Raw genomic sequence first — 12,282 nt, forward strand, 5'->3', positions numbered from 1 at the left:
AGCACGGCGGTCAGCGTCGCGCCAAAAAACGCGATCCTTGTCCACCAACTCTTCCGCAGCCCGTGCCAAAATGGGGGTTTGGCGGGAAGCAGCGTGGTCTGGGCGGGCGGCTGGCCCCGCGCAACTGCGCCAGCAAGGCCAAGCTAGCCGGATCCGCGCCGATAATCTCCACCTCGCCGCCATGGCGGCGTTCCATGGCCAAAATCAGCGCGGCCCCGGAACTATCCAGCTTTTTAACGTCTGAAAGCTCAATCTCCAGCCGCGCATCCGCCGCATCCGCCGCCGCACGCGTGGCGCGCTGCCACAAGGTGCCAAGCCCACGTGCGGTGAGCGCCCCTTGCAGTATGATCCGTCCAGCAGAGACTTTCAGATCAGCTTGCATGCCAAGCTTCAGCTTGCCGCAGTTTTCGGCGGCTGGCTAGGCACGGCACTGGTTAATTTATTACGATAATGCTGTTTAAAACATGGACTCTTCGTTTCACCCCTGATCGCCGCCAGAAACTGGCAGCACACTGCCCGTGATATAGGCGGCTTCATCCGAGGCTAGAAACAAAATCGGCCCGGCCTGTTCCTCCAACGTGCCGTAACGTTTCATGTAAGTGGAGGCTGTAACCTGCGTCACGGCTTCGGCCATCCAGCCCTGTTCCTGGTCGTTGTCACCATCCGGGTTGCGCGGCACGCGGCGCGGCGGGGCCTGCGTACCGCCCGGCGCCGCCGCTACAACGCGGATGCCCAACGGCCCATATTCCATAGCCAGAGAGGCAGTGATCGCGTTAACCCCCCCCTTGGCTGCCGAATACGGGACACGCCTTATGCCGCAGGTCGCGGTGGATGATACATTCACAATGGTCCCCCGCCTTTGCGCCAGCATCACCGGCAGCGCAGCATGACAGCACCAGAGCGTGGGCATTAAGGACCTCCGGATCTCCGCCTCAATCTGCCCGGGCTCAAACGTATGGTAAGGCCGCATACGGATCGCACCGCCCACATTATTGATGAGCACATCAATCCCGCCGAACAACATCCGCGCCTTGTCCATGGCCGCTTCAGCGCCCGTATAGCTTTCCAGGTCCGCGACCAAGCCATAAGCCTCGCCATCGGCCGCCACCGCAGTTTCGGTCACAAACGGCGCGCGGTCCACAAGCAGCACCCGCGCGCCCTCCGCCGCGGCACGCAGCGCCACCATCTTGCCAATGCCTTGCGCCGCGCCCGTCACCACCATGGCCTTGCCCTCGAACCGTCCCTGAAACATCATGCTGCTACACTCACAGCGAATTTTTCATACAGGAAGCGGGACGGCATGAACCCGCGCGCCGCAAAGCTCTGGCGCACCGCCTCCACCATCGGCGGCGGCCCGCAGAGATATACATCGCAATCTCCCGCCTCCACCGGCGTCCCGGCCAAATGCTCGGTGACATAGCCCTTGCGAGGGTGCGCGCTCTCCGGGTCCGCGACACAACTTGTCCAGCTGAAGCTCGGCAGCCGTGCCGCCAGATCATCCAGCCGGTCGGTTTCCACCAGGTCTCCGTCCCGCGTCACGCCATAGATCAGATGCACTATCTGGTTCGTGCCGCTTTCAGCAAGCACCTCCAGCATGGAAAGCAGCGGCGCCAGCCCCGTGCCACCCGCCAGCATCAAAACCGGCCGCTCCACGGGACGCAGATAAAAGCTGCCGGACGGGCCGGTGAAGCTCATTCTCTCCCCCAGCTTCGCCACCTCGCTCAACCAGCCGCTCATCCGCCCGCCCGGCACATTGCGGATCAAAAACCCCGCCTCCTTGGCGCCTGGCTTTGTGCTGAAGGAATAAGCGCGGCTCTCCGCAGTGCCGGGAATGGCCAGTTGCACATATTGCCCGGCTAGAAACTCAACCGGCTGCTCCAGAGCAAGCTTCAGTAGAATGGTGCTGGGCGAAAGCTGCGCCAGTTCCACAATACTGCCTTCCTGCTGCACGGGCTTGATCTTGCAAGCGCCGGAAGCCATCGGCACCGCGATCGTGCAATCGCTTTCCAGCACCATCTGGCAAGTGAGCACCATACCCTGCGCCACTTCATCAGCGGTCAGCGCCTCGTCAAGATACTCATCGCCCAGATCGTACGCGCCGTTCTCGCATCGGCATTTACACGTGCCGCAGACACCATCTGAACAATCCATGGGCAGATTGATCTTATTCCGGTAGGCGGCATCGAGCACTTTCTCGCCCTCTTTCACGTCGATAAAACGCGTGATGCCATCCTCAAAGTTCAGTGCGACACGGTAGCTCATAGTCCATTTCCTGAATTTTGGTCCTAAATATGATAAATATCTATGACCTGATGAATATAGTCGTTCTTCAGAACCACTTTCTTGTTCACAATCTTCGGCGTGCCATCGCGCAGGGCCAGCGTGTAATAGCTGGTGCCGAAAAACTGATCGGTCTTTTTGTAGCGGTGGCTGAGCGTGTGCCAGTTAAAGCGCAACTCAACCTTGCCCTCCTGCCGGCTCAGAATTTCGATATTGCAGATATTGTGACTGGTGCGCGGCTCCGGGCTAGTGGCGCCTGAGCGCTCGGTCTTGATGCGGAACACGCGGTCCTCCAGCCCCTCCCGGTTCGGATAATAGATCAGGGAAATCTGACTCTGCGGGTCTTCCACAAGCGCATCATCATCATCCCAGGCCGGCATCCAGTACACCACATCCGGCGCGTAGCATTGCAGCCACTCCTCCCAGGCGCGATCATCCAGCAACCGCGCTTCACGGTAGAGGAACGCCGTCACCTCATCTTGGGCCATAATCTTATCCCGCACCGCGCTCACGCCACCGCCTCCATCGCCTCGGGGGCGCTTTCAATGACAGCCTGGCGCAACACGCGCGCCCAATATTCATGCTGTCGAACAAACAACCCTTCATCCTCGCTGCGTTCACCGCTCAACACAGGCTTTAGCCCCATCGCCAGGGCATTTTCATCCGCCCCGTCAATCCATCGCGTCGCCCCGCGGCTCAGATCATTCCACAGCTCTCCGGCTCCTTCATAAGCCCCCTGACAAGCGCGAAATTCTTCCAGATCATCTGGCGTCCCCATGCCGCTGACATTGAAGAAATCCTCATATTGTCGGATCCGCAGCGTCCGGTCCTTGGCGTTTTCGCCCCTGGGCGCGAAGCAGTAAATCGTCACCTCGGTCTGATCGACACCGATCGGCCGCACCACACGGATCTGCGTGGAGAACTGATCCATCAGATAAACATTCGGATACAACCCCAGATTACGCGTTTGCGAGACAATAAACTCGGCCTCCTCATCCCCCACTCGCTCCGCGAGCGCCTCACGCTGGGCATAAATCGGCCTGACCTCCGGGTTCAGCAGCTTGGTCCAGAGCAGAATATGTCCGTGCTCAAACGCATAGACGCCGCCAACACTCTTCGACCAGCCATTCGCATCGACCGTCCGCGTGCCGTCCGCCTCATAATTCCGTCGTCCCATGGTAGCGGAATAATTCCAGTGCACGGAGCTGACATGATAGCCATCCGCCCCGTTCTCCATCTGCAGCTTCCAATTCCCATCGTAAATATACGAGGAATTTCCGCGCAGAACTTCGATCCCTTCCGGCGCTTGCTCAACAATCTGGTCAATAATCCGCTTCGCCCCACCCAGATGTTCCTCAATCGGCAGCACGTTCTCGTTAAAGCTACCGAACAGAAACCCGCGATAATTGGCAAAGCGCGGCACACGCGCCAGACCATGCGAACCACTCTGGTTAAAGCTGGCCGGATATTCCCCTGTCTTGCCGTCTTTCACCTTCAACAGCTTGCCGGTATTGCTGAAGGTCCAGCCATGGAACGGGCAGGTGAAGCTGCCTTTCTTGCCATGCTTGCGGCGGCACAGCGTGGCACCGCGATGCGCGCAAGCATTCACCATGGCGTGCAGCACTCCGGTTTTATCCCGCGTGATAACAACCGGCTTCCGCCCAATCCAGGTTGTGAAATAATCATCGTTTTCCGGGATCTGGCTTTCATGCGCCAGATACACCCAGTTGCCTTCGAAGATATGTTTCATCTCCAGCTCGAACAAAGCCGGATCGGTAAAGACATCGCGACGGCAACGGAACACACCGTTCTGCTTGTCGTCGACGATGGCGTTGTCGAGATAGTCTAGAATTGCGTTGCCCATTGCCGCGCTCCTATATGATCAGGCTGCCTGCGCGCGGGCGCGGGATGAGAAATCCTCATCATCCGCGGATTTCGCCAGCGCCAGGGTGAAGTCGAACTTAATTTCCGCGAAAGGCTCGTTCAGCCCGGCCTTATGAATCGTCTCCGGGTCAGAATGACGGGTCACGGGCGGGATCAGCCCGTCGCGGGTAGCGAAAGCGAAATCGTCATGCACCAGCGGATCGCCTTCGATATTAATCTGCGTGGTCAGCTGACGATGCCCATGCGCGGTGACGAAGAAATGAATATGCGCGGGGCGCTTGCCATGGCGCCCAAGCGCGGCCAGGAACCGGTCAATGCCAGAGCCTTCCGGACACCCATAGCCGGAGGGCATGATGCTCTGGAACCAATAGCGGCCATCCGCATCGGTCCGGATCCGGCGGCGCATATTATAATCACTCTGGGTCTTGTCGAAGTAAGAGTAATTGCCAAGCGTATTCGCGTGCCACACATCAACAACGGCACCCGCGACCGGCTTGCCATCCGTGTCGCGCACTTGGCCGCGCATAATCAGCACCTCGCCTTTGTCGGTACCGTCATCCAACCGTCCACCGCCTTCAAGCAGCGGCGCACCGGCCACATAGAGCGGGCCTTCAATCGTGCGCGGGGTGCCTTCAGGAATCCCCGCGGCGCGGTCGCGGCTGTCCATCTCCACATCCAGGAAATGCTCCAGCCCGACACCCGCCGCCCAAAGCCCAAATTCCGGCGCCGAGGCCGCCATATAATTCAGCGCCTGCCAGAACTCATCCTCAGTGACTTCGAATTCGTGAATCGTGTCGAACAGATCACCAATAATCTTGGCCACGATCTTGTTCAAACGGGCATCGTCACCGCTCTTCAAATTGGCGATCTTGCCGATAAAAGCTTCTATATCTGGCGTTTTTGAAATCTTGGTCATTTTGATCCTCTTTTTGGGTTTTAACGTTCAACATGGTGGAATTCAGCGGTCATCCGCATGGGCTGAGGATGGGTGCCGGCAAAGCGGCGTCACGCGCACCGTCATGAAAGGATAAAGCGGCAGCGTGGTCAGCAATTCGTGCAAGGTCGCGTTATCGGGCACATCAAAAATGCTGAGATTGGCGTAACGCCCCACAACCCGCCAGATATGCCGCCAGGTTCCGGCTTTTTGCAGCTCCTGAAATCTGACCTTTTCCGCCGCCTTCAATGTCGCGGCTTCCTCCGGGTCAAATCCCGGAGGAATATTCACATCCATCTCAACCTGAAACAGCATTTGACTCCCCTTTCTTGGCAACGGCATGCAGAAGCGGCGCCGTACGGTCACGGCGGAAATACGCGACTTTTGCTTCGTCGAGCCGCACGCCCAGCCCCGGGCCCTCCGGCACCTGCAAACTGAAATCCGCATAGCGGAGCGGCTCCGCTAGAATATCCTCCTGCACCAGCAGAGATCCAAAAAGCTCTGTGCCCCATTCAAGATTTGGAAACGTGGCGCAAAGCTGCGCGGAGGCAGCAGTGCCAACGCCTGCTTCCAGCATAGTGCCGCCATACAGCCCCAGCCCCGCCGCGTGGCCAATCCGCGCCACATCATTCGCCGGGAACAACCCGCCGGACTGGGCGATTTTAATCGCGAACACCTGAGCCTGCGCGCCAGCCGCTACCGCGAACCCATCCCGCGCCCCGTGCAAGGATTCATCCGCCATAATCGGCACATCATGCCGCGCGGAAAGCCGCGCCAACGCGCCTGAGCCGCGCACAACCGGCTGCTCCACCAAATCCACACCGGCTTCCGCCAGCAACCGCATCCCCAGCTCAGCCTGTGTCTCGCTCCAGCCCTGGTTCACATCCACGCGTACGCTGGCCCGCTCACCCAGGGCTTTTTTAATCGCCGCCACATGCGCCGCATCCGCGCGCACATCACGCTTACCAATCTTCAGCTTGAAGACGTTATGCCGCCGGGCGGCCAGCATGGCTTCGGCTTCCTCAATATCGCGCGCCGTCTCGCCGCTGGCCAATGTCCAGGCCACCGGCAAATGCGACCGCACCCGCCCGCCAGCGATCAGTTCGGAAGCCGCCACGCCCAGGCGCCTCGCCTGTGCGTCCACCAACGCTGTCTCCACCGCGCATTTGGCGATATTATTGCCCGCGACATGCTTATTAATCTTCGCCATCACCGCGCCCACGCGAGTCAGATCCTCACCTTCCAGCAGCGGGGCAATATAACGGTCGATGACCAGTTTTATGCCTTCCGGGCTTTCCGGCCCATAGCTGACCCCGCCAATGGTGGTACCTTCGCCAATCCCCTCCACGCCATCACTGCTGGTGAGCCTGACCAGCACGATGCTCTGCACACGCATCGTCGCCATCACCAGCACATGCGGGCGGATCGTCGGCAGGTCCAATAAGACCGTTTCAAGTCTGGCAAGCGTGAGTGCCACGTCGTTTCCAATCATGCTTTCTTGCTATGACCAGAGGGCTAACCTTCTCAAAAACCTTTTGCCAACACTAAATACATCTTGTATTCATACCCAAAGGGTATAGTCATGGATTTGCGCCAGCTTCGCTATTTCATCACCGTCGCCACCGAGCGGAATTTCACGGCTGCCGCGCAAAAACTGCGGATCGCACAGCCTCCGCTCAGCCGGCAAATCCAGCAAATGGAAGAGGAAATCGGCGCCCCGCTATTCGACCGTTCAAGTCGCCCCCTTCGCCTCACCCCGGCCGGACGGCTGCTTTACGACCAAGCCAAACAGGTCCTCAACCGGGTTGAGGAAATGCAGGAGATGCTCAAACGCGCCCTGGCTATGGAAAAAAGGCGTTTCCGCATCGGTTTCGTCGCCTCTACAATCTATGCCCGTCTCCCGCCTTTAATCCGCGCTTTCCGCGCCGCCGCGCCGCATATCGAGATCACCTTGCAGGAACTCACCAGCCTGGAGCAGATCAACGCCCTGAAGGAAGGAAGGATTGATATAGGGTTTGGGCGCATCCGCTTTGATGACGACGTCGTGCGCCGCATCATCCTGCGGGAGGAACCGCTCGTGGCCGCCATTCCCTCAGCCAGCCCGTTAAACGGTGATGGCCCGGTATCGTTGCAAGATTTAGCCACCGCCCCACAAATCCTCTATCCGCGCAGCCCCCGCCCTAGCTATGCCGACCAGGTTCTCGGCCTGTTTCAGGATCACGGCCTCACCCCCGCCGTGGCTCACGAAGCCCGTGAGCTACAAATTGCCATCGGCCTTGTCGCGGCTGAGGAAGGCGTGTGCATCGTGCCTGAATCCGTACAGAAATCGCAGGTTGATGGCGTGAGTTACAAAGAGCTTGTCGAGACCATCACCTCTCCCATTATTCTCAGCCACCGCGCAGGTGATCATTCTCCGGAACTGGCCCTCATGGCACAAATTGTCGCGGAACGTTACGCCGAATGGGGCTATGACGTGCCGGAAGGGCTCGAACGCCTCTAACCTTATTTATCGCCCGGCCACTGACAAACCTGCACGGTCTCATAAAAATACCTTAAAGGTATCAACTGTGGCGCTTTTGCCGCAGCCCTCGGTAACATCACACGGTTCAGCGGCTTTTCCGCACCGCTCAGTTTTTTATCCCTTGCCCTTTATCCTTAAAAAATCATAGGCGTTTTAAACATTGGGCAGCCGTTAAAACGGCGCCCCAATTCTGGAGCGTCCACAACACAAGCTCCATACTTAAAGCGGGGGAACAACTATACCTTGATAGAATACTAAATTTCCGCTCGCCGCACCACCCGGCTGCTTCATCTGCGCCACAGCTAAGTCGGTAAAGCGCGGCTGCCTTAATGAAGGCGAGGCTCTCAACCCGTATCCGCCCAACACCACCACGCCCCGGCCCCACGCTGGAGAGGCGGCGGCGCGCTGCGGCCTGACAACACACATTCAAAATTGGGGAGAATAAATGCGATATAACAAAAAAGCGTCCATTCTATTTGGCATGGCCGCACTCTATAGCTGCATGAATTCCGTCAGCGCGAAAGCCGAGGAATTATGGGACCCTTATCTGCGCGGCGTGTTTGAAGGCCTTCCCGCCGGCGCTCTGCCCCCGCCGGGCCTCTATGGCGAACTGGACAATTATTACACCAGCTACAGCAGCTTCGCTAATAACGGCAACAAAATCCCCGGCACCAATCTCAACGCCCTGGTGGAAGTTCCTATCCTACTCTGGGTTCCCGGCATTAAAATTCTCGGTGGCAGCTACGCGGCGGGCATCGGCCAGCCTTTCGATTATAATAGCTATCAGCCTCTGCAACGGGATTTCGGCGGCGGTGGCGGCAATTTCGGCATCTACAATACCATCCTAATGCCCGGCGCCCTCTCCTGGTCACTGCCGCGTCATCTTTTTATCCGGGCCGGGCTCACCATTTTGCTGGACGACGCCACAAACACAATGTCTGACCTGGTGCAAGGCAAACTCACCAATGGCGGCGCGCCGTCAGGCAATGGCTACACCACCATTCAGCCGGATTTCGGCGTCAGCTGGCTTTATGACGGCTGGAATATCAGCATCGGCACTCATTACGCCATCCCTGTCACCAGCGATACCGCACCAGGCTATAGCTACCGGTCCGCTCCTGAATTTTCTGCTGACTATACCGTCATGAAGGAAATTGGCCGCTGGGGCGCAGGTCTTGGCGGCGAGCAAGAAATCCAGATCGGCAACGATACGCTGAACGGTCAAACCAAGCCCGGCACACGCAGCATCAATTACGGCATCGGCCCCATCGCATCTTATGAATTCCAAAACGGCCTCAAACTGACGGCGCTATGGAATCACAATTTCGCGGTCAGGAACGATGTCGCCGGGGATTTCTTTGACCTCCGCCTGACCACACGTTTCTGAAACGCGCCACGTGCCGGGAAAATAACAGGCTCCGCCTTTATTTACCCGGCCACGCCCCCGGTAAACTCTTCCTCCGCATATGCCTTGTAATCCGCCAATATTTCCGGCGCATCATCCACAAAAAGCTGCGACACAATACCGTAAATCAATTTCGGCGCCGCGAATTTCATACCCGACAGCGCTGAGGCTGATAGCCCCAGGCTCGCCAGTGCGGCATAGTTGAAATTAAACAGCCCATGCAGCAGCCCTTCCCCTTCCGGCGTTTTCGCCGTGAAAGAGAAATCTGGCTTCAGATAAGGATGATCATCAATCAACTTGTTTGGCTTCGGCGGCTGATATTTATCCCGCCAGCAGGCAATCTCCTCCGCCAACAACGCAAGCTCCGGGCGCAGCCGCGCATCGGTCAAAAGCCCCGTAGACAGCACTAAAAAATCAAACAGATAAACATCGTTCGGCGTTGTCACCTCAACGCCATCGGCCATGTCCTTCACACTCAGCCACGGCTCACCAGGATGAAACACAAACCCCTCATATGCCGCCGCACGGTTAAATGTGTCATTCGTCGGCGGCTGGTTATAAGAGAGAAAATGGTCGATGCCTTCATAACGCTGCGCATCGCTCAGATCCGAAAAATGCCCCAGGAAGCCGGAATTTTCCATAAACCTAATGGGGTTGATCTTCGGCAACTCCGGCTTGCGGATAAACACATGCGCCTGCTTTACACCTTCGCCCAGCGCATACTGCGCATTGTCAAACGCCGAGGCTCCGCCGCCCAAAATCCCAATCCTGTGTCCTTTCATCGCGGCATAATCCACCGCCTCGGCAGTATGGGCATAACGCGCTTTCGGCAGCGCCTTGATGAAATCCGGCGTGTGCCACTCCCCCCCGCCTTGAATCCCCGTGGCAAGCACCACCTTCCGCGCCAGAAGTCGCCCACTCACCGGTGCGCCCTGACCCTCCACCTTCACCCGGAACAACCCCCGCTCAACCGGCTCAATCAAAACCGCTTTGCACTCATTGCGCACCGGAAGATCCAGCGTCTCACGATACCAGACCAGATACCGCATCCACTCCCCTCGTGGAATTTTTCCAAGCGCCTCCCAGCCTTCAGAGCCATATTGCGCCTCCCACCAAGCGCGGAAGGTCAAAGACGGAACTCCCAGATCCACGCTGATCAGATGTTTCGGCGTCCGCAGCGTGACCATGCGGGCATACGTTACCCACGGGCCTTCCTGGCCTTGAGGGTTTTCATCAATGACCAGAATATTGCCCACCTTTTCACGCATCAGCCCAAAAGCCGCCGCCAGCCCGCTTTGTCCGCCGCCAATCACCACCACGTCATAAACATGCCCTTCCGGGCTAGCATGGGGCCGCACCCAGGGGCGGGCCGGATAATCAAGGCAAGCCAGATCATGCCGCACACGAGCCGACAATAAAGCCAGCGCCTCACTCCTTGGTTGGCTCATCTGGTCCATCTTCAGGCAACCTCGCGTTTTGTCATGTCCTGAACCCAATGCTACCCACCCCCAGCATTGCGGGCAATCGGTATCTGCGGCTAGTTTTTAGGCATGCCTCAGACCCTTGGTGAAAAAGCCGTCTCCCGCTGCAACCAGTTCAAGCACCCGCCCTATAGTGAGGAGCCCGGCGCCCTGACACGCCGCTTTCTGACCCCCGCCCACAAAGCCGCGCTGGAAACCCTCATCGGCTGGATGCACGCAGCCAACATGACCACCCGGCTGGACGCGGCGGGCACGCTCATCGGCCGGTATGAGGGTACGGGCCCCAAAACCCTGCTCATCGGTTCGCATATAGACAGTGTGCGCGACGGCGGCGCCTATGACGGCGCGCTGGGGGTCATGCTCGGCCTTGGGGTGGTTGAGGAATTGTCCCTCCAAGGCAAACGCCTGCCCTTCGCCATCGAGGTTCTGGCCTTTGGCGATGAAGAAGGTTCCCGCTTCCACGCCTCCATGACCGGCAGCCGCTCCCTCTCCGGCACATTACAGGACGACCCCACACTCCTAATAGATGAAGACGGCATCAGCATGGGCGATGCCATGCGCGCCTTCGGGCTGGACCCGGCCAAGCTGCGCACATCCCCCCGCCGCGACGATGTATTTCTCTATCTCGAACCGCATATCGAACAAGGCCCGGTGCTGGAGGCTGAAGACCTGCCCGTCGGCATCGTCACCGGCATCGCCGCACAAACCCGGCTTGCCGTCACCCTCACCGGCATGGCCAACCATGCGGGCACCACCCCCATGCCTCTGCGTAAAGACGCCCTGACAGCCGCCGCCGAAGCTATTTTGCTGGTGGAGAAACTAACGTCAGCAGCGCAAATCGTCGGCACGGTCGGCGCCCTCACCGCACGCCCCGGGGTCGGCAACGTCATCCCCGGCGAATGCGTGTTCTCCGTCGATCTCCGTGCCTCCTCCACCGCGGCGCGGGACCAAACCGAACAAGATTTCCGCACCGGCTTGGCCGCATTATGCGACCGCCGGGGCATCACGCACGAGGTCAAACGCATACAGCAACTCGCCCCCTGCCTGTGCGACAACCACGCCCAAACCCTGCTGGCCGAAGCCATCACCGCCCAAAACCAACGCCCCTACCCCCTCGCCTCCGGCGCCGGACACGATGCCATGAGCCTCTCCACCCTCTGCCCCGTCGCCATGCTCTTCATCCGCTGCCGCGCCGGCATCAGTCACAACCCAGCAGAGCATGTAGACGCAGCGGATGTAGATATAGCCGCACGCGTGATTCTGGAGTTTCTAGACCGCTTGGTGGAGAAGTGGGGAGACGGAGGGAATAGCGGTTTCAAGTAATCACTAAGGAGAACTGACATTCTTGTGACTACGCAGACGCGCGTCACTCATCAGAAGGGAATTTCATCATCTTGGTCTGAGAAAGAAGCTTCCCATTTGGACGTCTTTTTATTCAGCATGCTTACATTGTTATTTGAGGGGGCTGGCTGTTCTATAATCTATGAGACCTGTGCGCGGGTAGGGTTTTGATCTGATTTTAAGGGATAAGATCTGGAATTTTCTTTGTTTTTTGTAGAAGAGCGTGAGGCTACCCTCGATGGGTATCAGGCCGGTTGAGTGAAGAGGTTCAGTGTTCGTTTGAGGTTATAAGCGATGGCGGTGAGACGGACCTGAACAGCGGCTTTAGCAAGACCACACCATCGCATTCGTCGTAATCCGTAGCTTCGTTTCCAAGTGCCGAAGATTTTTTCGATTCTGCCACGTACGTGATGTATGGCGCGGTTGTGAGTATTCA

The 12,282-nt window shown here is 58.3% G+C and carries 13 protein-coding genes; 3 read left to right on the forward strand and 10 right to left on the reverse strand.

Going from position 1 to position 12,282, the window contains the following annotated elements; all coding sequences use genetic code 11:
• Positions 1-10 precede the first annotated feature (10 nt).
• The 8 genes from BUB54_RS21400 to BUB54_RS04620 all read right to left on the reverse strand — a co-directional run bounded on the left by BUB54_RS21400 (position 11) and on the right by BUB54_RS04620 (position 6,590).
• A complete protein-coding gene (locus BUB54_RS21400; RefSeq protein ID WP_241869347.1) occupies positions 11-382 on the reverse strand; it encodes an STAS domain-containing protein in 372 nt (123 codons plus the stop codon).
• A 96-nt stretch (positions 383-478) separates the two neighbouring features.
• On the reverse strand, positions 479-1,255 hold the full coding sequence (gene benD / locus BUB54_RS04590) for a benzoate diol dehydrogenase BenD (RefSeq protein ID WP_048878304.1): 777 nt from the start codon (positions 1,253-1,255) through the stop codon (positions 479-481).
• Positions 1,252-2,262: a benzoate 1,2-dioxygenase electron transfer component BenC gene (benC, locus tag BUB54_RS04595; RefSeq protein ID WP_048878303.1), complete on the reverse strand. Its 1,011-nt coding sequence runs from the start codon at positions 2,260-2,262 to the stop codon at positions 1,252-1,254. The genes benD and benC overlap by 4 nt, the downstream gene beginning before the upstream one ends.
• 23 nt (positions 2,263-2,285) lie before the next feature.
• Positions 2,286-2,792, reverse strand: coding sequence for a benzoate 1,2-dioxygenase small subunit (gene benB / locus BUB54_RS04600; protein WP_277813455.1), 507 nt, complete (start codon positions 2,790-2,792; stop codon positions 2,286-2,288).
• Complete coding sequence (locus BUB54_RS04605) at positions 2,789-4,144, reverse strand: Rieske 2Fe-2S domain-containing protein (protein WP_048878302.1); 1,356 nt, start codon at positions 4,142-4,144, stop codon at positions 2,789-2,791. The genes benB and BUB54_RS04605 overlap by 4 nt, the downstream gene beginning before the upstream one ends.
• 18 nt (positions 4,145-4,162) lie before the next feature.
• Positions 4,163-5,080: a catechol 1,2-dioxygenase gene (gene catA, locus BUB54_RS04610; RefSeq protein ID WP_048878301.1), complete on the reverse strand. Its 918-nt coding sequence runs from the start codon at positions 5,078-5,080 to the stop codon at positions 4,163-4,165.
• Positions 5,081-5,122: 42 nt separating this feature from the next.
• Complete coding sequence (catC, locus tag BUB54_RS04615) at positions 5,123-5,413, reverse strand: muconolactone Delta-isomerase (protein ID WP_048878300.1); 291 nt, start codon at positions 5,411-5,413, stop codon at positions 5,123-5,125.
• Positions 5,397-6,590 carry a muconate/chloromuconate family cycloisomerase gene (locus tag BUB54_RS04620; protein WP_048878299.1) on the reverse strand — a complete coding sequence of 398 codons (1,194 nt, stop codon included), beginning with the start codon at positions 6,588-6,590 and terminating at the stop codon, positions 5,397-5,399. The genes catC and BUB54_RS04620 overlap by 17 nt, the downstream gene beginning before the upstream one ends.
• Before the next feature lie 90 nt (positions 6,591-6,680).
• Between BUB54_RS04620 and BUB54_RS04625 the strand changes: the two genes are divergently transcribed.
• Positions 6,681-7,598: a LysR family transcriptional regulator gene (locus BUB54_RS04625; protein WP_048878298.1), complete on the forward strand. Its 918-nt coding sequence runs from the start codon at positions 6,681-6,683 to the stop codon at positions 7,596-7,598.
• A 523-nt stretch (positions 7,599-8,121) separates the two neighbouring features.
• Positions 8,122-9,006: a SphA family protein gene (locus BUB54_RS04630; protein ID WP_175556465.1), complete on the forward strand. Its 885-nt coding sequence runs from the start codon at positions 8,122-8,124 to the stop codon at positions 9,004-9,006.
• 41 nt (positions 9,007-9,047) lie between these two features.
• Here the strand turns inward: BUB54_RS04630 and BUB54_RS04635 are convergent, their stop codons facing one another.
• Positions 9,048-10,472 (reverse strand): FAD/NAD(P)-binding protein, encoded by a 1,425-nt coding sequence (locus tag BUB54_RS04635; RefSeq protein WP_241869346.1) that lies wholly within the window; start codon positions 10,470-10,472, stop codon positions 9,048-9,050.
• Between the two features lie 102 nt (positions 10,473-10,574).
• Between BUB54_RS04635 and BUB54_RS04640 the strand changes: the two genes are divergently transcribed.
• Entirely contained in the window at positions 10,575-11,828 is a 1,254-nt protein-coding gene (locus BUB54_RS04640) for an allantoate amidohydrolase (RefSeq protein WP_048878295.1), read from the forward strand.
• Between the two features lie 263 nt (positions 11,829-12,091).
• Here BUB54_RS04640 and BUB54_RS04645 read toward each other — a convergent pair.
• A partial coding sequence (locus BUB54_RS04645) for a transposase (protein WP_139284791.1) occupies positions 12,092-12,282 on the reverse strand: 191 nt, incomplete at its 5' end.

The sequence above is a fragment of the Acidocella aminolytica 101 = DSM 11237 genome (assembly GCF_900129125.1).
GTDB lineage: Bacteria > Pseudomonadota > Alphaproteobacteria > Acetobacterales > Acetobacteraceae > Acidocella > Acidocella aminolytica.